The sequence below is a fragment of the Virgibacillus sp. genome, assembly GCF_013393565.1.
GTDB lineage: Bacteria > Bacillota > Bacilli > Bacillales > Amphibacillaceae > Virgibacillus > Virgibacillus dokdonensis.
Genome location: NZ_JABXHF010000011.1, coordinates 29,484 through 55,889, shown reverse-complemented (window position 1 = coordinate 55,889; position 26,406 = coordinate 29,484). Strand labels below are relative to the sequence as shown.

Here is a 26,406-nt window from a genome sequence, read left to right as displayed (position 1 = left end):
TAGGAAATTATAAAATTTTGCAGCTGTGGATAAACTAACTAAGTTATTTAGCCACGTCCGGCTCCAGCGCCCAGCAACTAGGCGACTTCACGAAATCGCCTTACGATAAGTCATCATCGGTTCGTTCTAAATAGGAAGGCCGACTAAAGACGGGCTTGCCGCCCAACGCCGGCATACTCCTGTTGCAGGAGCATGATTCCTAAAACTTTAGTTGATTCGTTCCACTCGCTACGTTGCTAACCGGGCGCTTGCGCCTTTGTTCTGACCAATCTCGTTCCATCCTACATTTTTTTAATTTCTCTCCAAAAGCATTTGCTTGTTCTTCCATGTCCATTCACCTCTCTTACTTTTAGTGTAAGGGATGAAGTGATAATAAGGAAGGAACTTATGGTTGAAAACTGTTAACTTATAGTTTACAGATGGAAAGAGCACTACTTTAAGCTACAGAGGTAAGTGAAAAGTGATTTTTATATCATGGTCGTTTTCACTTGCGTTCATGTTCGTATGCATGTTTGATATGAAGTTCTATAATGAAATAGCATGTTAGGCTGCCTATCATCACATTTTTTACTAATAATTCATTTCCTTCGTAGTGACTAATCCGTTATAATTTAGGAGAACAAGTTTTGCAGGAGGTTAACATGTTGGAATGTTGTTGTAAATCTGGAAAGACAAGAAAGTTATTATTAGAGGTGGATATGGCAGACCCTATTTGGTGTAAGGGTTGTCGCTGTAATTTAGATATGGAGGATTTACCTCTCTCTAAGGAGTTAAAAAACGAATTAGAAACATGGGCTTCCAATTATGGAACGTGGATAAATTGGGAAAAAGATACATTACTACCGCATGCTGAAAAACAAGTAATGATGTATAATAAAACAGGATATCGCTTATTGCGTAAACTACAATCTGAGCTACCTTCTCATTATTCCATTCAATTTATCCCTTCGACGGTAGAAGAATATGAAACCCTATAAAAGTTTGCAAAGGGGATTGTTTTCATGGAAACATTATTCATGATTTTCGTATTATTAGCGCTTGTCTATTATATTTTTCGGATTATCCAAGTGACTGTGAAATTAAAACAAGAGCATGTTTTTCCATTAACGAAAGAAGAAAGAAGAACGATTCGGAAGCATCCGCGAAAAATAACTGCTCCACCAACTGTTGAAGGACAGAAATTAGGTTTATTAGCTAATCTGGCGTTCATGTTTTTTATCGCTTCCATGTTTAGCATTGTTTATATTACAGATGTATTCTCCTGGCATCAATATTTGTTTATGTTATTTTTTTTAATGTATGCTTATTTCATGTTGCCATTAAATTTGGTTGCGGTGAAACAGGATGGCATATTAATTGGTACACGTTTTCTTTCATGGAAGCATATTCATTCTATAAAAGCCGTAGCAATAGATAAAAATCACAAGTTTTATGGCCATTCTTCAGATGCTAATATAGGTTTCGTGGTGAAAATAAAATATACATTTGGTTTTACTTCCTTTGTCGTTACATCGGAAAAAACGTTGAAACAATTATTAAAACTTTGCCAAGAGCACGTTACAGTAGAAGATGAGATGCACACATCTGTAAGTGAATCTAAAATAAAGTGACCCGCTGCTTATACCTTTACTTTTCAGCACGATATGTAAGGGTATATCTACTATGTATTGTGCTATACTACTGGATTTATCTATGATGCATCATTCAAGACTTGGAGGAATTGTATGAACATAGCTATCTCCATAGTTGGAGCTATATTTATACTGTCTTTTCTGCTTTTTTCTGTTTGGATATTTATTGCTGAGAGAAAAGATGTAAGTTCCGAAAAAAAGAATGTTTTTATCATTTCTTTCGTTTCATTTTGTTTAGCGCTCATTGTAACGCTCGTCTTTGGAGCTGGTATATTTATATTACTTGGCTCGATTAAAATGACAAATACATTTTTTAATTTGGATTTAACTATAAAGCAAGTTGGGTTTATATTTATCGGGTATCTTCTCTTTCTATTTACGATTGACAATGTAATAGAATTAGTAGTTAAAGCGATCGTTGGGAAAAATTTAGCTAATCCCTTACTTCTTCTACTTATTCGTATTTTCACTTTGCATATAATTGGTCTTTTTATTGGCATTCATCAAACGAGTAGCTTCCTGATTGCTACTGTAGTCGCTCTGTTTATTTTCTTGATAGAAATTTATGTTATTTTATGTGAACAGAATAAGAACGAAGCTATCTAATACTCTATGCAAATAGCCATGTAGGAAAGTGTTTTTCCTTACATGGCCTATAAGTGAAAAGTTAGCTCCCGACGGAAACAGTTTCTGGTAATGTGCTACCGCCATCAATAACAATTTGTGTACCTGTGATGTAGCTGGATTCATCAGAAGCTAAGAACGCTGCAAGTTCACCGACTTCTTCAATTTTACCAAGACGTCCTAAAGGAACCCCGCTTGCTATTCCGTCAATGACTTCTTGCGGATTATCTGGATTCGTTTCTTTTGCCATTTGTTCTGCCATAGGAGTTAACACATAGCCTGGTAAGATAGCATTCACAGTAATATTATCAGGAGCTACTTCTCTAGCTAATGATTTTGTGAAACCAAGAATGGCTGCCTTCGTTGTTGCGTATGCGGTTTCGCCAGGATCAGCTACCATCGTTCCTGTTACAGAGGAAAGATTGACAATTCTACCTTGCTTAGCTTTTTTCATATGCGGCAAAACAGCTTTTGTTACATTCCAAACGCCGTTAATATTAATGTTGAAATGAAAATCTCTTGTTTCATCGTCCATATCTTCAAAATTTGCTAATCGAACAACGCCTGCATTGTTAATGAGAGCATCTATACGCTCATATTTTTCTATAACTTTATCAATTCCGGCTTTTACATCTTCGTTATTTGTAACATCCACTTCTAAAGCCATCGTTTCAAAGCCACGTTCTGTTAATTCTTTCGCAGTATCATGCACTTGCTTGGAGACATCTAACAAAATAGTAGTAGCGCCATGTTTGGCTAGAACTTCAGCAATACCCTTTCCATTCCCCATTGCTGCACCTGTAACAATTGCTATTTTACCTTCCATTTTCTTCAAAATAATTACCTCCTCATTAGGATGATGCGTTAATACCTTTAGTATAGCAAATATTAGGATGGGCATATGGGCTTAATTCTTAAATATTTGTTAACGTTTCCTTATTATTCATATGGAATGAGAAGATGTTATGATGAACAATTAGAATCAATGAAGGGGTTCACATATCTTTCACATGCTTAATAGTAATTGTTATCGTATAATAGTATTGGGGCATTAGATTTAATTTATGCGTTTGAACTTTGGAGGAGACCTTAATTTGGGTGCGTGAACGTGCATTTCAATCTGTAAGGATGCATGAAAACCCTATACAAAGACTTGTAAGCCTACAATGATCAATATATAGGGAAATGCGTCGTTTTTTCCTATGAAACGTCATGTTCTATGTTTAAGAGAGCCAACATGGTTTGAAATTAGTAAACAGGTAACATATATTATTTGTACTATAGGAGAATTTTTTTTAGGCTTTATAATGAAGCAAAACGACAGCCATTGTCATAATGGCTTGGCGATAGCCAAGTTTTTCTAAAGGGGAAGAGAGTTATCATGATTTTGGAAAATAAGCAGGAAAGACCAAGGCGAAATTGGGCAAACATTTTGTCAAAAACGATTAAAACGGGGATTATTCGCTCAAATCTGATCCCGATGTTTGCTGGTTTTACTTTGGCTTTATATACGTATCAAATTAGTTTTATGGAAAAGTTGCCGGATGTTATTTTTGCTTTGCTTGGTGCAGCCTTAGTTATTGGAGCTGCGGGTGCTTTTAACAATTTATATGATCGAGATATTGATGCAATTATGGAAAGAACCAAGCGAAGACCTACTGTAACAGGGGAAATAAAACCAGCTATTGTACTGTTGCTGAGCGTAATTATGGCGATCAGCGGGATTGCATTATTAGCGTTAACAACGTGGTTAGCTGCACTATTAGCTTTCTTGGGGCTGTTTTTTTATGTCTTTCCATATACGATGTGGAGCAAACGAAAAACGGTATATAATACAGAAATAGGCAGTATTTCCGGTGGGATGCCTCCACTCATTGGATGGGCAGCTGTCTATCCAGATATTACCCATCCCGCCATCATCGGTTTATTTATTGTAATGATTATTTGGCAAATGCCGCATTTTTATGCAATAGCCATTCGAAATCATAAACAATATAAAGCTGCAAAAATTCCTATGCTTCCTGTTGTAAAGGGTGTGCAACGCACCTACATTCAAACGAACGTTTATTTAATTATTATGATTGTAATTAGTTTCTTATTTGGTACATTAAGTATCGGGCTAATGTTAGTAGCACTTTTGTTAAGTGTAGGTTGGTTGACACTTAGTGTGTATCGCTATAACAAAGTGGATTCAGAGAAGTGGGCAACTTCCATGTTTCTGTACTCCTTAATCCATATGACAGTGCTTTTTTCTACCATTATTATTTATTCATTAATGGGAATTGTGTTTGAGCTCTATTAAATGTTTGAGATTCGATGAAGGAAAAAGGGCGGTTCATATCTATTATAAATGATGTGGTTTCTAGTATAAAAGCAATGATGCATAAAGACATGATTAAAAATCGACTGATTTTAAAAGGTTAGTTGTTTATACCTCTGTTGTACAGTTACGTGTTAGTAAGCAGATGACAAGTCACTGTATCACTATTTCCAAGCGAGTATGATCTTCAGCTTGGATTTTTTGTACGATCGGAAACAATTGAATGATAAAGTCCACGATGTCATATGAAATTTTATCGAAGGATTGGAAATAAAAGCTTAATTACAGGTAATAATGGGAATATGTACTATACTATGGCAAAATATAAATAAAGACATTGCACGACACTTTTAGTATAGATAGCTGCTTTCCCCAAAGAAGGCAGATGAAAAAGGAAAGGTGTAGAAATGGATAATTTGGCTGTATCGATCATTATTCTTCTGGTTTTAATTATTGCAAATGGTATCTTTGCAATGACAGAAATTGGAATTGTTACATCAAGGAAAATAAGATTAGAACAAAAAGTAAAGGAGGGAAATAGCAAAGCTAAAACAGCCCTTTATTTGGCCGAAAACTCTAGTGAGCTTCTATCTACCATTCAGATAGGGATTACATTGATTGGAATTATATCTGGTGCCTTTGGTGGTGCTGCCATTGCGGATGATGTGAGTGTTTATTTGAGCGAAATTCCTTTTTTAGCACCTTGGAGCAGGGAGATTAGTATGGTACTTGTCGTTACATTGACAACTTTTTTAACGCTCGTTATCGGTGAACTAACACCAAAGCAAATTGGCTTAACAAATCCGGAGAAAGTAGCACTTGCTGTGGCAAAACCGATGTATTTCTTTTCAAAAGTTGCCAAACCGTTAATCTGGATACTAGATCAGTCCACAAAACTCGCCCTCAAGACACTCGGAATTAAAACAACCAATGAACCAGACGTAACAGAAGAAGAAATTCAACAAATGATTGAGCAAGGTGTTCATAGTGGTAGTATTGAGGAAATTGAGCACGAGATGGTCGATCAAATTTTTTATATGGGCGATCAGCGTCTGAGTGATATATTAACACCGCGAACGCAATTAACTTGGATAGATATAGAAAGTAGTTTTGAAGAAAATATGGAAATCATTAGTCAAAGTGAGTTTTCACGCTTTCCTGTTGGAAAAGGGAGCTTAGACCACTTTTTAGGTATTATACATACGAAAAAAGTGTTTTCAAAATTACAATCAGCAGAAGCATTCTCGATTGATGACTGTATTGAAAAAGCGTTGATTCTACCGGAACATGTAAAAGTCTTTAAGGCTTTGGAAACGTTAAAAGAATCAGGATATCATCAGGCTGTTGTTGTAGATGAGTATGGAGGTGTCGAAGGTTTTGTAACGTTAAATGATATTATGCAAGTTATTGTTGGTGAAATACAGACAGAAGGAGGTAGGGAAAGGGCTACAATCATGCAGCGTGATAATGATTCATGGCTTGCAGACGGTCAAGTTCCATTTGATACATTTTTGCGTTATTTCGATTTAGAAGATGAAATTGATGATGATGTTATGAAAGATACATCCTTCCAAACACTAGGTGGTTTTATCACGAGCGAAATAGGTAATACTCCAATAGAAGGGAATAGTGTTTTTATAGCTAATTTGAAATTAGAAGTAGTCGATATGGATAGCGTACTTGTCGATAAACTCTTAATTACTCGACTAGAAGAAACAGAAGTAAAAGAAGAAGATAACGTATAATACATTTTTGACAATATAACTGCAAAACTGAACAAGCAAGGAGAATTTGGAGATGGAATATTACCAAAGGCAAACAGAAGATGTTCTAAAAGCAGTAGCGTCCACGGAACAAGGTTTATCTCAACAAGAAGCGAATGCACGCCTGAAACGGGACGGATATAATGAAATAGAAGATAAAGAGAAAGTTCCTACGTGGAAATTATTTTTAGAAACCTTTAAAGATCCAATGGTTATTGTATTATTAGCAGCAGCTGGTGTGCAAATGTTACTGGGAGAATGGGTGGAGTCACTCATTATTTTCCTTGTATTATTAATTAATTCTGTCATTAGTGTTGTGCAAACACGTAAGGCGGAAAGTTCCTTAGAAGCGCTCCGAGATATGTCTGCGCCTGAAGCAAAAGTCATACGAGATGGTACGAAGCAGACGATTGCTGCTAAAGAACTCGTCCAGGGAGATATTGTTTATTTAGAAGCGGGGGATTACGTTCCTGCTGATGGCCGGGTGTTGGAAAGTGGCTCTTTGAAAGTAAATGAAGGAATGCTCACAGGTGAGTCAGAGGCTGTTGATAAATCGACCGAAGCAATTGAAGAAGAAGCTGCACTTGGTGATCGTAGTAACATGGTGTTTAGCAGTTCTTTAGTTGTATATGGTCGGGGTTCTTTTGTCGTAACTGGTACGGGGACGAAAACCGAGGTTGGTAAAATTGCCGATATGCTTTCTACGGCAGAGCAAAAAGAAACGCCACTACAACAGAAATTAAATGGCTTTAGCAAGAAGTTAGGTATTGGTATATTAATTCTTTGTATTGTTATTTTTGCTGTCCAAGCTGCGCGTATTTGGTTTGGTGATAGTGATGTAGATACAACAACTGCATTATTAAATGCTTTAATGTTTTCCGTAGCGATTGCTGTGGCTGCGATTCCAGAAGCACTCCAATCGATTGTTACCATTGTCTTGTCAGTTGGAACAAATAAAATGGCAAAACAGCATGCGATCATTCGTAAACTTCCTGCTGTTGAAACATTAGGCTCCACCAGTATTATTTGCACGGACAAAACAGGGACATTGACGCAAAATAAAATGACGGTTACCGATCATTATTTACCTTTTAATAAGCATGAACGTTTGCCTGAAGATCCAAATGATTGGTACGAAGCAGAACGTTTACTAGTTTATATTGCTGCGCTATGTAATGATTCGTATATTAATCAGGACAAGCAGGAGGTTGGTGATCCAACTGAAATAGCTTTAATTAACTTTGCAAATCAACATGCACACAATTACGAAGCGCTACGAGAAAGGTTTCCACGAACAGCAGAGTTACCATTTGATTCAGATCGAAAATTGATGTCAACTGTAAACACAATTGATGGGGCAAATCTGCTCTTGGCAAAGGGCGGCCCTGATGTCATGTTTCAGCGGGCTGGCTATGTGTTCGTAAATGGCGAAGAACAGCCAATGACAGATGATTTACGCGCACGATTTGAAGGGGCAAATGAAGAGTTTTCTAATCAGGCGTTACGTGTGCTAGCCTATGGGTATAAACGTTTACCTGATACAAAAACCGAAGTCACTCATGATGATGAGTATGATTTTGTGCTTGTCGGTTTAACGGCAATGATGGACCCACCTCGAGAAGCTGTATATAGTTCCATTGAAGAATCCAAAGCTGCAGGTATTCGAACAATAATGATTACTGGTGACCATAAAACTACAGCACAAGCAATTGGACGAGATATCGGTTTAATGGGTGACGATGATATAGCCATTACGGGTAAAGAGCTCGATAACATGTCGGATGACGAGCTAGAAGAAAAAATTGAGCATATTTCTGTATATGCTCGCGTGTCGCCAGAGAATAAGATTAGAATTGTACGTGCATGGCAGCGGAAAGGTGCTGTTACTGCAATGACAGGTGACGGTGTCAATGATGCGCCAGCTTTAAAACAAGCCGATATTGGCGTAGCTATGGGAAGTGGTACGGATGTTTCAAAAGATGCTGCGGCAATGATTTTAACGGATGATAATTTCGTATCCATTGTTAATGCTGTGCAGGTGGGAAGAACGGTGTTTGATAACATTAAAAAGGCAATTGGTTATTTATTTGCTGGTAATTTAGGAGCGATTATTGCCATTTTGTATGCCGTCATTTTTAACTTACCAAACCCATTTACAGCTTTACAATTGTTATTTATCAATTTAGTAAACGACTCCTTGCCAGCAATCGCTTTAGGTGTGGAAAAGTCAGAACCAAATGTAATGAAACGTAAGCCACGACCGACAGATGAAGGTATATTTGCTGGAGGAACATTGCAAACTGTAATAACGAGAGGAATATTGATTGCTGTCGCAGTTGTTATTTCCTTCTATATAGGATTAGATCATTCGAATGAAATGGGCGTTGCTATGGCGTTTACTACATTAATCATTTCTCGTACGTTGCAAACTTTTCCAGCTCGTTCCAATACGGAGACGTCAATAAAAATGGGCTTTTTCTCCAATAAATATGTAATTGGCGCTGTATTGTTAGGTTTTGTTTTGTATGGAATAACAGTGCTTCCTTTTGCAAGAGATGTATTTAACATCCCTGATGCATTTGGCTTTAGTGATTGGGCCATCGCTACAGGGTTAGCAGCCGCTACAGTAATTGGTATGGAAATAGCGAAAAAAGTGTTTAGAAGAGCTTAGGATTTCGGTGGAAACAGCTATGTTGCTAGCCTGATCACTGTAAAGATAGATAAAAAACAGCTGATGTATGAAAAAATATGTCGGCTGTTTTTTATATGATGCTCATAGTATAATGAATCCATAGTTTTCATAAACAAGCTAAGTAAAAGCTTGCGTGCAATAATAAGAATTTAGCGTTTGGGTTTATAAACTATATTATTGGATAGACAAGAAAAAGGGGGATACCATTGATACAGGATGATTGGTTTACCGTACAAAAAATAGCTGACAATACATTTGCCATTAGTGAATACGGCCATTGGGAAAAAGTTCACTCTTTTTTAGTCATAGGTGAGCATAAGGCTGCTTTAATCGACACGGGTTTAGGAATTGATAATATAAAAAGAATGACGGATCAATTGACAAGGAAACCAATTGAAGTAGTTACAACGCATGTTCATACAGATCATATTGGGAGCCATGGAGAATATGATACAATTCATGTTCATGAAGCAGATCAAGACTGGCTCATACATGGAATTGAGGGGTTGACATTAGCGCAAATAAGAAAAGATATAGCAAGGGATATAACCCTTCCAACCCCGGCAACGTTTCACCCGGATACCTATAAACCATTTCAAGGCTATCCTACCAATGTCCTGAAGGATGGAGACATGATAGAATTGGGGAATAGACAATTAATTATCTATCATACGCCTGGCCATTCGCCTGGTCATATCGCCTTGTATGATATAAAACAAGGATTTTTATTTACGGGAGATTTACTTTACGATCAAACACCTATCTATGCTTTTTATCCGTCCACTAACCCAGTTGATTTAGTTATGTCTTTAGAAAAAATATCGAATATAAATGGAGTAAAGAAAGTATTTGGCTCACATAATACACTCGGGCTAGACGCATCAATATTACAAGAAGTGAAGCAAGCAGTTACGTATTTGCGAGAGAACAGCCTTGTAAAGTTTGGAACTGGTATACATGAGTTTAACGGTTTCCGCATACAATTTTAATAAGATCGCTCATCAACGCAAAAAAATCGCTCGCTCACGCTGAAAGCTCGCTCGCACTCGTTGAAAAGTCGCTCATCATTGCAACAAATTCGACCGCTCTTAAAAACCTCGCCGCAAAATTGTAAAACATCTGCCTACTGCATAACAAGAGTTGCGCATAGTTTTGGAACGAATATGCGGTTTTCATTTGATGTATTATCAGGTATACTGTATATAGATAGTCAAACGAATAAAACCGCTTGGTGCTGGAACACCAAACGGTTTGTGCATAGCCCTTAAAGGGGGCGACTCACATTTTGAGAAAAGTAACCATGAAATGCTCGTCAGGCTAGGGTGGTTACTTTTTTTGTGACAGAATTGCTACTATGAGCGTTCCGAACGAGATCATTAAGACCAATCCTTCGAAAACTGTCATATAGGCCTCACCCCCTTTCATAAAGGGATGAGCCACCACCCATGAAAGCCTTATGCACTTAGTCGCATTATATCATACAATGGTTTTATAACTAAAGGGTCAGAAGGCTTAGTTAGTTGAGTGTTGGCACCGTTGATCGATCGTTTCAAGTGCTCTATAGATAAATGTTTAGAATGGGGAGAGGAAAAGGTGGATATTGGGGAGCAAAATCGTCTTGCGTGGGACAAGAAAGTGGAAGACAGGGCAGTTTATACGCAGGAAGCATCTAGCGATGTAATTAAAAAAAGTAAAGCGGGAAATTGGGAAATAACCGTCACGACGAATAGACCTGTTCCGAGAAGCTGGTTTCCTGCATCTCTTACAGGGAAGAAAATCTTGTGCTTAGCTTCTGGTGGGGGACAGCAAGGGCCTATTTTAGCTACAACTGGAGCTGACGTTACAGTATTTGATATATCTAATCGGCAACTGGAAAAAGATTCGCTCGTCGCTGAACGTGAAGGATTAAATCTAAAAACTGTACAAGGTGACATGACGGATTTATCTTGTTTTCAGGATGAAACGTTTGATATCATTGTTCATCCTGTTGCAAATTTGTTTGTGAAAGATATTTCCCATGTTTGGCATGAAGCGGCTCGGGTGTTAAAAACGAACGGTACACTTATTTCTGGTTTTACGAATCCTGTGTTATTTATTTTTGATGATGAAGAAGATCGAAAAGGAAATTTAATTGTAAAGCATACAATTCCTTTTCATTCTTTACAAGACCTTTGTGAAGAAGAAGTAGAGGCGTATTTAAAAGCAAATCACACGATTGAATTTGGTCATACTTTAGAAGATCAAATTCAAGGGCAGGTGGATGCAGGCTTTGTGATTGCAGGTTTTTTTGAAGACGATTTTGGGGGCAATAGACCGTTGGATCAACATTTAAAATGCTTTATCGCAACAAAAGCAATAAAGGCATCTATTTAGGAAGGTTTGCGCTGGGCAAGCACTACAGCATTTAAAGCCTTTTTATACTATAAAAAAGTATAAGGTTTTTTGGTTTATCGTAATAAACAAAACTAGAGCTATAGACTTGCCAACAAGCCAAGTTTTTCTAATGAAAAAGTAAACAATATCCTTTTAGAAAATGTCAAGTTGATTTTAAGGTAAAACCCGAACGTTGCTTTTTTTACATCAAAAAGTCATAAAATATCCATTTGAAATTTAATACGAGGTGATCTATTATATAACTATATATAGTGTTTGTTTTATTTTCCCGACACTATATATAGTTATTTGTGTATGTAAATGATGTTTTTCATTCAATTAAAACTCTAAACATGATCTTATTACATAAATAGAAAAAAACATATTTCGTTCGCAAGGTGTCCTTTTTATTTTCGAGAAGGTTTTACCAACCGCAAAATAATTTCACGGGAAAATAACACCTACACTCTTATTTAGAGGGTTCAGGTCGTGCCTTATAGGTAGTAGGAAAGAGTAATTCCTACAATGGAAAGAATGGAGGAAGAGAAAAATGATTGAAACAAAAAACACTCCCAAAAACATAGGTGAAGACTTGATGCTGGCTTTTCAAGACATTGTGTCAAGCTCTAATCAAGATTTAATTCAAGAAAATGCCAATGTTGATGGCAGATCGCCATGTGGACAGATGAATAAATTTGCCAATGAAAGTGCGAAGTTCTATGCAAAGCAACAAATGTTAAGCGAAGAAGCTAACCAAGCTGTAGCAGAAAACTATATTCATATTCATGATTTAGACTATATGCCGACAGGAACGGCTACTTGTTGCCAAGTTCCTTTAGGAAAATTATTGGAAAAAGGATTCAACACGGGACATGGTCATATGCGCTCCCCACAAACGATTTTAAGTGCGATGGCGTTAGCGGCGATTATTTTTCAAAGCAATCAAAACCAACAACACGGAGGCCAAAGTTTTCCAGCATTTGATTATGATTTAGCACCGTTTGTTAAACGTTCCTATGAAAAACGTTTACGGAAATTAAAACAGTACCCGCTTGCGCTTTCTAAACAGGAATTGGAGGAATTAGCGTGGTCGGAGACAGATCATGAATGCTACCAAGCATGCGAGGCGTTTATTCATAATTTAAACAGCCTTCATTCTCGAAGTGGTGGTCAAGTTCCGTTTACGTCCATTAATTATGGTACAGATACAAGCAGAGAAGGTAGAATGATTGTAAAAAATTTATTGTTAGCTACGCAAGCAGGTTTAGGTAAGGGAGAAACGCCAATCTTTCCTATTCAAATTTTTAAAATGAAAAAAGGCGTTAATTTCTATAAGGAAGATCCAAACCATGATTTGTATCAACTAGCGCTTAAAACGACAGCAAAACGACTGTTCCCTAATTTTAGCTTTATTGATGCACCTTTTAATTTACACTATTATGAACCTGATAACCCATACTCAGAAGTAGCTTATATGGGATGTCGCACACGAATAATGGCTAATCGTCACGGAAAAGAAAATAGTCTTGGCAGAGGCAACTTGTCATTTACAAGTATCAACTTAGTGAAATTAGCACTTACTACACAATCTTTTGAAGCTTTTATACAAAAATTAGATGAATACGCAGATATTGTTATACGTCAATTGTATGATCGTTATTTATTTCAGGCGCGTAAACTTGTGAAAGATTTCACCTTTTTGCATGGGCAAGGAGTATGGGAAGGAAGTTCACAATTAGGCCCTGAGGATAGATTAGAAAAAGTGTTAAAACAAGGAAGCTTAAGCGTTGGTTTTATCGGCTTAGCAGAATGCTTAGTAGCCTTAACAGGCAAGCACCACGGCGAATCTGATGAAGCACAGAGTACTGGGGAAGAAATTGTTGCGTTTTTACGTAGCAAATGTGATCAGGCTTGTGAACAATATGATTTAAATTATTCCTTAATAGCAACTCCTGCTGAAGGTTTAAGCGGTCGGTTTACCAAGCAAGATCAAAAGGAATTTGGCAGAATACCAGGCGTTACTGACAGAGATTATTATACAAATTCGTTTCATATCCCAGTATACTATCCAATTTGTGCTATGGAAAAAATAAAACGAGAAGCAATATATCATCCATATACGAATGCTGGCCATATTACGTACATTGAAGTAGACGGGGATGTAAGTAAAAATTTAAAGGCGATGGATACACTTGTAAAAACAATGGCAGAAAGCGGTATTGGTTATGGAAGTGTGAATCATCCAGTAGATCGTTGTAAAAACTGTGGTTATACAGGGATGATAGATAATGAATGCCCTAAATGCCAAATAACAGATGAAAAACAAATCGATCGAATTCGCCGGATCACAGGTTATCTTGTAGGAACGATGGATAAATGGAATACGGCAAAAGCCTCCGAAGAACATGATCGGGTGCGGCATGTGTAATGGATACAGCAAGCGTGTTATCCATTTATCATGATTCGGTTGTGGATGGGGAAGGACTACGTGCTGTTATCTTTTTTGCGGGTTGCCCTCATTTCTGCAAGGGATGCCATAACCCGAAGTCATGGAATTTGCGAAATGGCAAAGAAATGCATGTAAATCAAATTGTGGAAGAAGCGCTGAACCCATTAAATGATATTACATTAAGTGGTGGCGATCCGTTTTACCAAGCAGAGGCTGTAGCTAAAGTAGCTAAACAACTTAAAGAGCATGGTAAAAACATATGGGCTTATACGGGATGGACATTAGAACAGTTATTAGAGAATAAAGATCCGCACCAATTAGAGTTACTGCAATATGTGGACGTACTTGTAGATGGTCCATTTATTCTAGCAGAACGTGATTTAACGTTAACGTTTCGTGGAAGTCGAAATCAACGGATCATTGATATGAAAACAATGCAGGATTATACGATGGATAACTAATATATAGTGCGCTTTTTACACTATAGAAACATATAATGCTTCAAGATGTATTCTAAGAAAACTACGCTTGCGCCATAAAGATTTGACGGTAAGCCGAGTTGCTCTAAATTGTATGAAAAAACCAGGCTAGTGCGAATCAGCACTAGCCTGGTTTCGTGATTTAATTTATCCAGATTAAAAGTTAAGTTTTTAGTCCCAGTGCTTTGAATATATTTATATAAAATGTTGAGGTTTGTAGGTGTTGGTAAGGATCTCATTTCTATAATTGGAAGATGCTAGCTGGAAAACGTCTAAGTTGGAGATAACAGCACCTGCACCTAACAATCAGTGGGGGTAAGAGAGAATGATTGAAGATGAACTTCAAATTAAAAGCAAATCGACAGCATTCATTCATACTATGTATATCCTTTCTAAAAATGCATAAAATATGCTTGAACTTTTCTGAAAGGAGTTTGTGCCATGAATCAGTTAACGCAAACCGAATTAGAGAACTTGCGTAAGATTATTGGAGGTCATGGGATGATTGCTAATAAATTGGAAACTTACGCACAATCCGCAACAGATCAAGAATTGAAATCTATTTTGCTTCAAGATGCACAAGCTGCTAGACAAGCGCAGCAACAGTTATTACCATTTTTACAATAGGAGGGTCCTCATGTTACAAGATAAAGACATTGTGAATGATTATCTAAATGGATTAAATGCCAGTTTAAAGAGCTATGCCGATTATATAGCTCAAGCCAATAATGCACAGCTAAGACAAACGCTCATTAATTTGCGTAATGGGGATGAATCTCGCCAACGATCGCTTTATAGTTATGCCTCGCAAAAGGGATTTTATAAGCCAGCCATGCCCGCATCGCAACAAGAAGTACAACAAGTGAAAACGGAATTGTCTTCCGGTCAATAAAAGCACTCACTTCAATAACATGTATACGTTTGGATGTAAGTACTTTTCTTATTCATGGAGCCCCGCCCATTGTAAGCCATGGCGGTAGCATTCTTGCATGCTTTACTGATTCTCTCAAGCTATGCAGATGCAATTAAAAATGATTCAAAGTCTTAAGTACAATATTCTTCAATAGAAGTTAGTCATATTTTCTTTATGTAAAAACCTTCCTATGCTATGATATTTTTAAATAGGAGGGTTTTTCTTGATCTATATTGGATTGACAGGGTGGGGAGATCATTACTCCTTATATGCTGAGCAAATTAAAGCAAAAGATAAATTAGCAGAATATAGTAGCCATTTTCTTGTTGTTGAAGTGGATGCATCATTTTACGCAATTCAGCCAGTGAAGAATGCAGAAAAATGGGTAAGAGAAACACCTGCTAATTTCCAATTTGTCGTAAAAGCGTACCAAGGGATGACGGGACATAAACGGAAAGGAGAGGATTCGCCTTTTGAGACGAAAAAAGAGATGTTTAACTCATTTATAGCATCGTTACAGCCGTATCAAGAGGCGAATAAGTTAGCAATGGTTTTATTTCAATTTCCACCTTGGTTTGATTGTACGAAACAAAATGTGACCTACTTGCGCTACTGCAAGCGAATGATGGGAGATATCCCCGTTGCTTTAGAATTTAGAAATCAAACTTGGTTCAGTGATCGTTTTCGCCAAAGCACATTGTCATTCATGAAACAAGAAGGTTGGATTCATTCGATTGTAGATGAACCACAGGCAGGAGAAGGTTCTATCCCAACGGTTCCAGTAGTAACCAATGAAGCGCAGACGCTTATCCGTTTTCATGGTAGAAATGCTGTTGGTTGGAATAAACCGACGAGTATTGATACAAATTGGCGTGATGTGCGTTATTTATATAAGTATAATCAAGAAGAGCTTATAGAATGGAAAAAAGTGATACGGAGATTAGAAAAAGAAACGAAGGACATTGTTGTGTTATTTAACAACAACTCAGGTGGTGATGCTGCCGAAAACGCCAAGCAATTTCAAGAACTTTTAGGCATTGAATATGAAGGACTCGCTCCGAAGCAATTGGGATTGTTTTGAGCCTAAATAAGCGCCTTCACTAAAAGATACTATTTTTGCACTATAAGAAAGTAAAAGTTTTTTAGTTTATAGTATTTGATTTGTCAAATTAAGCGAGGGTTTTATATGAAAAAGGAGTTCCTAAATAGAATACATATTATTGGTTCTGTAGGAAGTGGCAAAACAACGTTAGCGAAGGCGCTTTCCGCAAGTTTACATATCCCCTATTATGAATTGGATAATGTAGTTCGAAAAAGGTCAGATTCTGGTGATATAAAACGGACTGTATCTGAAAGGGATACGTACTTAAAACGAGTTATTCATTTAGATAGGTGGATTATTGAAGGGGTTCACCATACATGGGTCTCTCCGTGTTTTCAGCATGCGGATTTGATTCTATTTTTAGATACGAATTATTCGGTAAGGAGATTTCGAATAATAAAGCGATTTATTTTGCAAAAACTTGGTAGAGAAAAAGCGAACTATAAACCATCGATAAACATTTTAAAAGCTTTGTTGAAATACAATAAGGTTTTTGAAGAAAAAAGCAAGGATGAAATATTTGCTATGTTAGCTCCTTATAAAAGGAAGTTAATCATCCTCCATGATACAAAGAATATACAACGTTCATTTAACGAATTTTTTCATCTTCCTAATAGCAATGAACACGAAGCAAACAACAAGCACAAGGCAACATAGAAGTAAAGTAAACTGTAATAGTTGTTGTTGATCTTTTACGTAAATGGCGATAAATGTCCATATATAAACAAGTGGTAAGATAAGGTCTTGATTACGAAGGGTAATTCGAGCCGCTATTCCTGTCACAACCAAAATGACAATGACCGTCCAAATGAACTCACTTAACCCTAAAAATGAAGTTATTCCTTCACTTTTTGCATAAGTGAATAGGTTAACTACACTAGCTAAGGATACCCATCCAAAATAAATCAAAAATGGAATGCGGTCAAGTAAGCCACTGAAAGAAATTGTCCATACGACACGGTACATCCAAATAAGCGTACCTAATAATAAGAGGATAACAATCGTTGATAGTAGTATGTTGTCACGAGTGAATGTTAAAATCCACAAACTATTTAAAACAAAATTAATGGGAAGAACAAATTGAAACTCTTTGTATAAAGCAGCTTTGTCCCCTTGAATAAAGAATCCTCGAATGATCCAAATAAACAAAAATAAGTAGATAACACCCCAAATAGCAAAGGCATATCCAGCTGGCTGAATAAGCGTTTCATACTTATTGGCTATTTGTCCTACATTGCTCCCAGTGAAATAATTAATCCCAACCATCATAGCAAAGAAAATAAGATCCATCATTATAATATATTTCGAAGCTTTCATGGTATAACTTCCTCCTTAAGGTCATCATATACCAATGTATTTCCTTTTATGCTTTCACTGTAAACAAATTTAAAATATAGTGCGTTGTCTTGTCTTGTCTCGAATCATGTTAAGTATAATTAAAGCTCCTGACATTTTTTATAAAGGATTAGAAAAACTTGGCCTACCGTCAAATCTTTATGGCAGAAAAACGCTGTCGTTTTTCTTATACGAAAAACCATAGAAATTTTATGCTTTTCTATAGTATAAAAAACAGTGGGGAAAAACCCCACTGTTTCAACTTATTTCACCGCACCACGTGTTACATTACCAATGATCCATTTTTGAGCAATGAGATAAACAATGATCATTGGCAATAAGGCAAGTAAATAAGAAGCAAATGCTAAGTTATAGTTTGTGCTAAATTCGCTACAGCCGACGAGTAAGAGGACTGCAGCGAGTGAGATGGCTAGAGAAGCAGATTATTCTCATTAAAAATCCCCTTCTTTCTATGCAAGCCTGTATATAAAGGCTTCATATGGATGAAGAGTAAATTGACGAACGGAATGCATCGTTTTCGTAGGCTCGTTCGTGATTAAGATTTCTTTGCTTTCTGGTACGTTTGATAGTTCACATGTCTGTTGCTGATCTGTAAAGTTACATACGACGAGCAGGGTGTCTTCTTGATGTGTTCTCGTGTAAGCAAATATTTCTTCGTTATCTTCAAGTAATAAATCAAATTTTCCGTAGATGATCGTCGGTTCTTGTTTCCGCAAGGCAATTAATTGCTGATAATAATAGAATATAGAGTTAGGATCAGCAAGGGCTGCTTCTGTATTTATTGTCGTGTAATTTGGATTTACGTTTAACCAAGGTTGTCCTGTTGTAAACCCTGCATGCGGCTTGTCATTCCATTGCATTGGTGTTCTAGCGTTATCACGACCGATAGCATAAATAGCTTGCATTAAGTCTTCTTTATGATGCCCTTGTGCCAAGCGTTCATGATACCAATTAATCAGTTCAATATCTTCATAATCATCAATGGAAGGGAATTGGACGTTCGTCATACCAATTTCTTCTCCCTGATAGATATAAGGTGTTCCTTTCATGCCATGAAGGAGAGTGGCGAGCATTTTAGCTGATTTCTCACGGTATTCTTTATCATTGCCAAAGCGGGAAACTACCCTTGGTTGGTCATGGTTATTCCAATACAAGCTATTCCAGCCTTCATGTTCTAGACCGTACTGCCATTTACTTAAAATTTCTTTTAGATCGGTAAGCTTCCAAGGCATGTTGGACCATTTTCCATCTGGTCCATTCCAAAGCCCCATATGTTCAAAATGGAATACCATATTCAATTCTTCACGTTCTTCCCCAGTGTAAAGCTTCGCATCCTCGACGGTTACACCTGGCATTTCTCCAACTGTTAAAATATCATAATCAGCGAGCACTTTTTGATACATTTCCTGTAAAAATTCATGAATACGCGGTCCATTCATATGAAATTCAAATGCGGAAACAAGTTCTTTACCTGGATCTGGTTCGCGTTCAGGCATGGTTTGATCTTTCGATATTAAGTTGATCACATCCATACGAAAACCATCTATTCCTTTATCTAACCACCAGCGCATCATTTGGTACACGTCGTTACGGACATCTGGGTTTTCCCAATTTAAATCAGGTTGCTTTTCGCTGAACATATGCAGAAAATATTCATCCGTTGCCTCATCATATTTCCATGCAGAGCCGCTGAATGCGGATTCCCAATTCGTCGGTGGTTGCCCATTTTCTTTTCCTTTTTTCCAAATATAATAATCTCTTTTTGGATGATTTTTACTTGATCTTGACTCGACAAACCAAGCATGTTCATCGGATGTGTGATTCACTACAAGATCCATTACGATTTTAAGTCCGCGTTTATGTGCTTCTTCAAGCAATGTATCAAAGTCTTCCATCGTTCCGAATTCATCCATGATTTTTTGGTAATCACGAATATCATAACCATTATCATCATTTGGGGAATCGTACACAGGGGATAGCCAAATGACATCGATTCCAAGTTTTCTCAAGTAGTCTAGTTTTTGAATAATTCCTTGTATATCTCCAATTCCATCACCGTTGCTATCATGAAAGCTACGTGGATAGATTTGATAAACGACGCTTTCTTTCCACCAATTATTTTGTGTCATGAAAACCTTCCTTTTCTGTTAAGGTTAAACGTTTACTCTACTGCTAGAAAACTTGGCTTGTCGCCAAACCTTATGCGAAAGCCTTCGTTAAAAAGAAAAGATGAGCTTGTTATATTTAAAGATAGAGTAGCTTGTGTAGGTATAATAATTGAATAGCCACGTCCGGCGCATTCGCCCAGCAACTAGGCGACTTCACTCCATTACACATAAGTCATCATCGGTTCATTGCTAAGGGGGAGGCTGACTAAAAACGGGTATGCCGAACGACGTCGGCATACCACTTGTTTCGTGGCATGAACCGACATCTTTGGTTCGTTACAGTCGCTACGTTGCTAAACTACGCCTCGAGCCTTTGTCTTTTTCACCGATTCTCTTTCAATTATTTTGTGTTTCATGATGATCGAATCTGTTTTTTCTCCTATAATACACTGGCATAACAACTCTCCAGCACGATACCCCATCACGTCAAACTCCTGAGAGACAGTAGTTAATGAAGGAACAGTCATCGCAGCTAACTTGGTATTATCATAGCCAATAACGGATACATCTTCAGGGACACGTATTCCTTGTGCATTTGCTTCAGAAATAACACCAGCCGCCATTTCATCACTTGCTGCAACAATTGCAGTTATCTCTGGGTGGTTTTTCATGATGGAACGAAATGCATGTTTGCCATCTTCAAAATAGAAGGCGTTACTCCAACTAATCTGTGATGATTTACAAGGGAGATTTGCGTCGGTTAATGCTTGCTTAAAGCCCTCCATCCGAGGCGTACCTGCAATTGAATCATGAGGCGGACCACTAACCATAGCGAGTTTTGTATGCCCATGCTTAATTAAGTAATTCGTAGCATCGTAGGTAGCTTTTAGATCATCGACTTTTATTTCCGGTATGTTCTCTAGATCAGATATTCCCGATAAAGTGACAAAAGGAACACTCATTTGCTTAACAATCTTTTGGAAATTTTTCGTCAGCCTTTCACTTGCAAATATAACGCCCTCCACCTGTTTTTCATAGAGCAATTGTAAATAGTGCTTTGTTTTATCAGGATCGGACAATGTATTACAGACAAATACACTCTTCCCGTAAACTTGCGCAGCCGCCTCTATTCCATGTAGCATTTCTGCACTGACCATTCCAGACACCGCAGGAAACAGCACTCCTATTGTTCCGCTTTCATTGTTAATCAAGCTACGGGCAATGGCATTTGGGAAGTATCCCATCTGTTCAATCGTTTGCATTACATGCTGCTTTGTTTTATCAGAGTAGCCCTTTCCCGTATTATTTAAAATCCGAGATACTGTCGCAATAGACACATTGGCTTCTCTAGCAACATCTTTTATCGTTGATTTTTTCATGCTTATCTTCCTTATAGAGTAAACGTTTACTTCATTTTAGCGGATGCTAGCGTGGCTGTCAATAAGAATTAGATGCAACGGAGAAAATTGCTAGTTCCAGCTTGGAAGTCGCTCATGATTGCTGTAAAAACCCTCGCTCACGCCCGGAAATCGCTCATGATCGAAGAAAAACCGCTCGCTCCCGTCCGATAATCGCTCATCCCCGTACAGAAAGTCTCAACTTCACAGACTTAGTCTTACCCTATACATGTCTTACATCGTATCCTTGAAAAAGTTTTGCAAAATGTTCGTTGTAAAGCTTCTTTATAACCCAATCTGTATTAGATGATTAACATAATGTCCAATCACTCCATATGTATTGTTAATAATTTAATCTTGTAAAGAATAATATATTTTCCTTAAGAAAGGAGGAGGGATGTAATGTCCTCTAAAAAACGTTTGGGTAGTGTTGAAATGACTGGTAACCAATGCAAAAAACAAAAACCTAATAAGTATGATTGCTATAAAGATGATTGTTGCAAACAAGCAACTTGTAATTGTGACTTTAAAAAGCAAGAACTTAAGGCAACTGAGCTAGATAGTGATTGTTTTTTAGTCAATTCTTTGGTAGGTACGAAAACCGTTCAAAAGGTAGCGGAAATATCTCTACCACTCACCTTGTTTGAAGGAGTAAGTACGACAAATATTCTCTCTATTAATGTTGTACCTAATTTAAGTGCAATTACACAAAATGTTACAGTAATCAAAGATAAAGTCGTTAATATTGGAATAGTACCTGCAGATATTAGTATTACAACTATAGGTGGGGATGTAGTCGGTATTGTTGGTGGCGTAGCAAATATTCCATTTCAAGCGCATACCGATTTTCCAGGCGCTTGTCCGGAAGATATGGTAGAGGAATCTCCATTAGAAATCGAAGGAATTTTCAGTCAAGAAGGTATATCATTGGTTGCCACAACTGGAGAAGCACTCATTACTGGCATTTTAGTAAAGATTATATTACGCACAACTATTACAGTTACTCGTCCAGTGATTAAGGATGCTGAAGGTAAGTTTTGTGATGTAAATCCGAATCGTTGTAAAGCAGAAGATGGACCTCCATCATTTACTTTCTTGTCTAATAATGAATAGTTATAATTTATTCCTACCGTTGAATCGGCACACTGTTTAAAAGTGCTGCCGATTTTATTTTAATATGTTTTTTTAAAGTACATTCCGAGGTATAACTGCATTTAAATCATGAGGTTACCCACTCACCATTACTAGCTTATATGCCTATGTTTTATTAAGTAATTTGTATCTTTGAAAAAGCTTTGCAAGATGTCGTCGTAAAGTTTCCCTATATCCTAATTTATAATTAGAGTATTAACATAATGTTTCAAAAGTCCAATCACTCGGTAAATTTTTTTAATAGTATAATCTTGTAAAGAATATTATATATATTTTCCTTAAGAAAGGAGGGAGGATGTAATGTCCTCTAAAAAACGTTTCAATAGTGTTGTAATGGTTGGAAACCAATGTAAAAAACACAAACCTAATAATAAAAAGCATGATTGCTATAAAGATGATTTTAAATATGATTGTTGCAAACAAGCAAGTTGTAATTGTAATTTTAAAAAGCCACAACTTAAAGCAACGAAGCTAGACAGCGATTGCTTTCTAATCAATTCTTTGGTAGGTACGAAAACCGTTCAAAAGGTAGCGGAAATATCTCTGCCACTTACCTTATTTCCTGGAGTAGATTTGAGCAATTTGCTCTCTATTAATGTTGTGCCAAATCTAGACGCAGTTACACAAAACGCTACCGTCATAAAAGATAAAGTCGTTAACATCGGATTATTACCTACAAACATTAGTGTAACAGCTGTAGGTGGGGATGTAGTTGATATTGGCGTAGTAGATATTCCATTTCAAGCGCATACCGATTTCCCAGGCGCTTGTCCAGAAGATATGGTTCAGGAAACGCCATTAGAAGTTGAAGGGATTTTCAATCAAGAAGGTATATCATTGGTGGATGCAACTGGCACTGAGATTATTGATGGTATTTTAGTTAAGGTTGTTTTGCGCACTACTATTACAGTTACCCGCCAAGTGATTAAGGATACGGAAGGCAATTTTTGTGATCTAAATCAGAATCGTTGTAAAACAACTGGTAATCTACCATCATTTACTTTCCCACCATCGGGCAATGGGTAACTAAGGTGGTCGATAACCGTTGAATCGGCACACTTCCTAAAAGTGCTGCCGATTTGTTTTAAGATGTGTTTAAAGAGTACATAATTAGCCGCCTCACCCCAGCTAGAAAGTCTCCTATGTTGTCATCTTTACTCTATTATTTCGAGCTTTATTAATGTGATTTTTCCAACATTGCCTATTGCATTATTTTACATTTTGGTGTAGCATTATTAAAAATTAAGTGGTTATAAAAGCAATGAAGAGGATATGCATTATTTTTACAGCTAGCAGAGAGGGAAGAGAAGGTGAGAGCTTCCTAGTCATGGAGAATAGTGTACCGCCTCATAAGCTGTGTTGGGGAAATACGAGTAACCAACGCCGTATTGCTACGTTACAGCATATGGAGTCAAGCAGAAGAGATCGTTGCTTGGAAAATTAGGTGGAACCACGGATAACACATTCGTCCTTATATAGAGGATGCGTGTGTTTTTTATTTGCACTATAGGAAGTATGAAATTTTGTGGTTTACTGCACAAGACAAACACATAAGCTTTCGCCATAAAAACTGAGCAAAAAACAAGTTTCAATTTATGTGGAAACAAATTAGACTTCATTACATTGCTAATCTTGAAGCTAAAAGAGATGGTAGCTACGTTTTTTAGGTGGAAAAGCACTTATATAGATACCCGCACAGGGTTAATGTAAAATGTTCATTCATTCAAGGAGGTTGCTGATCTTGAAATCGCATATTCAAGTACAATTAAAAGATGGAAAAGTAAAAGAATGCACACAAGGTATTACTGTAAAGGAGGTTGCTACATCGATTGGTTCCAGTTTAGGTAAAAGAACAGTTGGAGCTAAAGTAAATGGAATGATGGTAGATGTTAGCTATGAATTGATGAACGATGCTACCGTTGAATTTTATACGTTGGAAACAAAAGAAGGTGTTGAGGTATTACGACACACTACGGCACATGTGCTAGCACAAGCGGTGAAAAGATTGTATCCAAACGTAAAGCTCGGCATTGGACCAGCGATCGAGCACGGTTTTTATTATGATTTTAGGTTAGAAGAGACGTGGAACGAAAATAATTTACAACGAATTGAAGCGGAAATGCGCTCGATTATACATGAAAATTTACCAATAGAAAAAGAAATAATAACTTATGAGGAGGCAATGGATCTATTTACAAAGCGAAATGAACCATTAAAGTTGGAGCTTTTAGAAGATATGAAAGAGCTTGAAGCGCTCACCATTTACCGTCAAGGAGAGTTTGTTGATCTTTGCCGTGGTCCTCATCTGCCAAGTACAGGGTATATAAAGGCATTTCAACTATCACATGTTTCTGGAGCATACTGGCGTGGTGATAGTAATCAAATGATGCTTCAGCGAATATATGGTTATGCGTTTCCGAAGCAAATTCAATTGAAAGCACATCTTGACTTTTTAGAGGAGGCTAGGAAACGGGATCATCGTAAATTAGGCAAACAATTACAGTTGTTTATGTTTTCCGATGAAGCGCCTGGGATGCCATTTTATTTACCTAAGGGACAAATCATTCGCAATGAATTAGAAAATTTTTCTCGAGAGGTGCAGTCACAAGCGAATTATGATGAGGTACGGACACCATTAATGATGAACCAGCGTTTGTGGGAACAGTCTGGACACTGGGATCATTATCATGAAAATATGTATTTTACGGAAGTGGATAAGACAAAGTTTGCGATGAAGCCAATGAATTGTCCTGGCCATATGTTACTGTACAAGAATAATCTATATTCTTATCGAGACTTACCAATACGGATTTCCGAATTTGGTCAAGTACATCGTCATGAATACAGTGGAGCTTTAAATGGGATACTTCGGGTTCGTACTTTCTGTCAAGATGATGCGCATATTTTTGTTAGAAAAGACCAAATAGAAGCGGAAATTGCGCAAGTGTTTCAGTTGATTGATCAGGTTTATCAAACATTTGGTTTCACATATGATGTCGAGCTTTCTACCCGTCCAGAAAAGTCAATGGGAGAGGAGCATCTATGGCAGTCTTCTGAACAAGCATTGCAAAATGTATTACAAGAATTAGAGGCTCCTTATCAGTTAAATGAGGGGGATGGCGCATTTTACGGACCTAAAATTGATTTTCATATTAAAGATGCACTTGGTCGCAGTCATCAATGTGCGACAATCCAACTCGATTTTCAAATGCCAGAGAACTTTGATCTATCCTATATTGATGAACGTAACGAAAAAGTACGTCCTGTTGTGATCCATCGTGCTATTTATGGTTCCCTCGATCGCTTTTTTGGCATTTTAGTGGAACATTTTGCCGGGGCGTTTCCAGTCTGGTTAGCGCCAGTTCAAGTGCAAATTATTCCTGTTTCCAAAGTGCATGAAGCCTATTGCAAGTCAGTAGCCATCAAATTGAAGCAACAGGGTATTAGAGTAGAGATAGATAATCGGGATGAAAAATTAGGATATAAAATAAGAGAAGCACAAATGCAAAAGGTGCCATATACGCTTGTGTTGTAATAACATCCACAAAATGATCTGTAATCGGATAAATGGCAAAATCACAGCCAGCTATTCTACTGTTGTGGCAAGTATGAAATGGATTATTCAATTTTCTTCCTCCTTCTATGAATCATAGTTTTATAAATGTACCGCGATGAAATTGTGCTACAAGAGCAAAGGAACCCGTTTTGAACTTTTATAAACAAGTTTTCACATAGAACAAAGGCTCGGGGCGCCCGATTAGCAACGTAGCGAGTGGAACGAATCAACGAAAGTTTTAGGAATCATGCTCCTGTAACAGGAGTATGTCGGCGCCCTCCGGCAAGCCCGTCTTTAGTCGGCCTTCCTATTTAGAACGAACCGATGATGACTTAGCTTAAGGCGATTTCGTGAAGTCGCCTAGTTGCTGGGCGCTGGAGCCGGACGTGGCTAAATAACTTAGTTAGTTTATCCACAGCTGCAAAATTTTATAATTTCCTAGACCACAAAAAAGACTGCTTTCGTGAAGAAGGCAGTCTTTACCAAATAGA

At 37.4% G+C, this 26,406-nt stretch carries 22 protein-coding genes, 2 pseudogenes and 1 other annotated feature; of the genes and pseudogenes, 17 read left to right on the top strand and 7 right to left on the bottom strand.

What is annotated here, in order from left to right; genetic code table 11:
- Positions 1 to 199: 199 nt before the first annotated feature.
- Positions 200 to 328 carry a hypothetical protein gene (locus tag HLX49_RS03840; protein WP_257790355.1) on the bottom strand — a complete coding sequence of 43 codons (129 nt, stop codon included), beginning with the start codon at positions 326 to 328 and terminating at the stop codon, positions 200 to 202.
- Between the two features lie 298 nt (positions 329 to 626).
- Between HLX49_RS03840 and HLX49_RS03835 the strand changes: the two genes are divergently transcribed.
- The 3 genes from HLX49_RS03835 to HLX49_RS03825 all read left to right on the top strand — a co-directional run bounded on the left by HLX49_RS03835 (position 627) and on the right by HLX49_RS03825 (position 2,237).
- Positions 627 to 977, top strand: a complete 351-nt coding sequence (locus HLX49_RS03835; protein ID WP_296360869.1) for a hypothetical protein — start codon at positions 627 to 629, stop codon at positions 975 to 977.
- A gap of 24 nt (positions 978 to 1,001) precedes the next feature.
- Positions 1,002 to 1,610: a hypothetical protein gene (locus HLX49_RS03830; RefSeq protein ID WP_296360868.1), complete on the top strand. Its 609-nt coding sequence runs from the start codon at positions 1,002 to 1,004 to the stop codon at positions 1,608 to 1,610.
- Positions 1,611 to 1,724: 114 nt separating this feature from the next.
- Positions 1,725 to 2,237, top strand: a complete 513-nt coding sequence (locus tag HLX49_RS03825) for a hypothetical protein (protein ID WP_296360867.1) — start codon at positions 1,725 to 1,727, stop codon at positions 2,235 to 2,237.
- 61 nt (positions 2,238 to 2,298) lie between these two features.
- Here HLX49_RS03825 and ucpA read toward each other — a convergent pair whose 3' ends face one another.
- Positions 2,299 to 3,081, bottom strand: coding sequence for an SDR family oxidoreductase UcpA (gene ucpA, locus HLX49_RS03820; RefSeq protein ID WP_237342855.1), 783 nt, complete (start codon positions 3,079 to 3,081; stop codon positions 2,299 to 2,301).
- Between the two features lie 555 nt (positions 3,082 to 3,636).
- Between ucpA and cyoE the strand changes: the two genes are divergently transcribed.
- From cyoE to HLX49_RS03800, 4 genes are all read left to right on the top strand, one after another.
- Positions 3,637 to 4,557 (top strand): heme o synthase, encoded by a 921-nt coding sequence (gene cyoE, locus HLX49_RS03815; protein WP_296360866.1) that lies wholly within the window; start codon positions 3,637 to 3,639, stop codon positions 4,555 to 4,557.
- A 425-nt stretch (positions 4,558 to 4,982) separates the two neighbouring features.
- Positions 4,983 to 6,320 (top strand): hemolysin family protein, encoded by a 1,338-nt coding sequence (locus tag HLX49_RS03810; protein ID WP_296360865.1) that lies wholly within the window; start codon positions 4,983 to 4,985, stop codon positions 6,318 to 6,320.
- Between the two features lie 52 nt (positions 6,321 to 6,372).
- On the top strand, positions 6,373 to 9,009 hold the full coding sequence (locus tag HLX49_RS03805; RefSeq protein ID WP_296360864.1) for a cation-translocating P-type ATPase: 2,637 nt from the start codon (positions 6,373 to 6,375) through the stop codon (positions 9,007 to 9,009).
- Positions 9,010 to 9,236: 227 nt separating this feature from the next.
- A complete protein-coding gene (locus HLX49_RS03800) occupies positions 9,237 to 10,019 on the top strand; it encodes an MBL fold metallo-hydrolase (RefSeq protein ID WP_296360863.1) in 783 nt (260 codons plus the stop codon).
- 337 nt (positions 10,020 to 10,356) lie between these two features.
- Here the strand turns inward: HLX49_RS03800 and HLX49_RS17065 are convergent, their stop codons facing one another.
- Positions 10,357 to 10,434 (bottom strand): putative holin-like toxin, encoded by a 78-nt coding sequence (locus HLX49_RS17065; RefSeq protein WP_367112721.1) that lies wholly within the window; start codon positions 10,432 to 10,434, stop codon positions 10,357 to 10,359.
- Between the two features lie 189 nt (positions 10,435 to 10,623).
- On the opposite strand from HLX49_RS17065, the gene HLX49_RS03795 reads away from it, so the two are divergent.
- From HLX49_RS03795 to HLX49_RS03765, 7 genes are all read left to right on the top strand, one after another.
- Entirely contained in the window at positions 10,624 to 11,403 is a 780-nt protein-coding gene (locus HLX49_RS03795; RefSeq protein WP_101933332.1) for a class I SAM-dependent methyltransferase, read from the top strand.
- 550 nt (positions 11,404 to 11,953) lie between these two features.
- Positions 11,954 to 13,831 (top strand): anaerobic ribonucleoside triphosphate reductase, encoded by a 1,878-nt coding sequence (locus tag HLX49_RS03790; RefSeq protein ID WP_073007052.1) that lies wholly within the window; start codon positions 11,954 to 11,956, stop codon positions 13,829 to 13,831.
- On the top strand, positions 13,831 to 14,313 hold the full coding sequence (gene nrdG, locus HLX49_RS03785) for an anaerobic ribonucleoside-triphosphate reductase activating protein (protein ID WP_296360862.1): 483 nt from the start codon (positions 13,831 to 13,833) through the stop codon (positions 14,311 to 14,313). Before HLX49_RS03790 ends, nrdG begins: the two co-directional genes overlap by 1 nt.
- Before the next feature lie 459 nt (positions 14,314 to 14,772).
- Entirely contained in the window at positions 14,773 to 14,958 is a 186-nt protein-coding gene (locus HLX49_RS03780) for a hypothetical protein (protein WP_073007055.1), read from the top strand.
- A 10-nt stretch (positions 14,959 to 14,968) separates the two neighbouring features.
- The gene (locus tag HLX49_RS03775) at positions 14,969 to 15,223 is read left to right on the top strand and encodes a spore coat protein (protein WP_296360861.1); all 255 of its coding nucleotides are present in this window, start codon (positions 14,969 to 14,971) and stop codon (positions 15,221 to 15,223) included.
- 244 nt (positions 15,224 to 15,467) lie between these two features.
- Entirely contained in the window at positions 15,468 to 16,325 is an 858-nt protein-coding gene (locus HLX49_RS03770) for a DUF72 domain-containing protein (protein WP_296360860.1), read from the top strand.
- Between the two features lie 105 nt (positions 16,326 to 16,430).
- Positions 16,431 to 17,003, top strand: coding sequence for a P-loop NTPase family protein (locus HLX49_RS03765; RefSeq protein WP_077702417.1), 573 nt, complete (start codon positions 16,431 to 16,433; stop codon positions 17,001 to 17,003).
- On the opposite strand, the gene HLX49_RS03760 is transcribed toward HLX49_RS03765, so the two are convergent.
- From HLX49_RS03760 to HLX49_RS03745, 4 genes and pseudogenes are all read right to left on the bottom strand, one after another.
- On the bottom strand, positions 16,932 to 17,663 hold the full coding sequence (locus HLX49_RS03760; protein WP_296360859.1) for a TspO/MBR family protein: 732 nt from the start codon (positions 17,661 to 17,663) through the stop codon (positions 16,932 to 16,934). The two genes, HLX49_RS03765 and HLX49_RS03760, sit on opposite strands and share 72 nt — an antisense overlap.
- 281 nt (positions 17,664 to 17,944) lie before the next feature.
- Positions 17,945 to 18,070, bottom strand: a pseudogene (locus tag HLX49_RS03755) (carbohydrate ABC transporter permease); the annotation flags it as partial.
- A gap of 81 nt (positions 18,071 to 18,151) precedes the next feature.
- Positions 18,152 to 19,831: a glycoside hydrolase family 13 protein gene (locus HLX49_RS03750; RefSeq protein WP_296360858.1), complete on the bottom strand. Its 1,680-nt coding sequence runs from the start codon at positions 19,829 to 19,831 to the stop codon at positions 18,152 to 18,154.
- Positions 19,832 to 20,163: 332 nt separating this feature from the next.
- The gene (locus HLX49_RS03745) at positions 20,164 to 21,189 is read right to left on the bottom strand and encodes a substrate-binding domain-containing protein (protein ID WP_101933338.1); all 1,026 of its coding nucleotides are present in this window, start codon (positions 21,187 to 21,189) and stop codon (positions 20,164 to 20,166) included.
- Between the two features lie 420 nt (positions 21,190 to 21,609).
- Between HLX49_RS03745 and HLX49_RS03740 the strand changes: the two genes are divergently transcribed.
- The 3 genes and pseudogenes from HLX49_RS03740 to thrS form a co-directional block, all read left to right on the top strand.
- Positions 21,610 to 22,320, top strand: coding sequence for a hypothetical protein (locus HLX49_RS03740; RefSeq protein WP_296360857.1), 711 nt, complete (start codon positions 21,610 to 21,612; stop codon positions 22,318 to 22,320).
- A 339-nt stretch (positions 22,321 to 22,659) separates the two neighbouring features.
- Positions 22,660 to 23,385, top strand: a complete 726-nt coding sequence (locus HLX49_RS03735) for a hypothetical protein (protein ID WP_101933340.1) — start codon at positions 22,660 to 22,662, stop codon at positions 23,383 to 23,385.
- A gap of 226 nt (positions 23,386 to 23,611) precedes the next feature.
- Positions 23,612 to 23,835: a binding site (T-box leader), on the top strand.
- Positions 23,836 to 24,100: 265 nt separating this feature from the next.
- A pseudogene (gene thrS, locus HLX49_RS03730) lies at positions 24,101 to 25,891 on the top strand (threonine--tRNA ligase); the annotation flags it as partial.
- Positions 25,892 to 26,406: the final 515 nt, after the last annotated feature.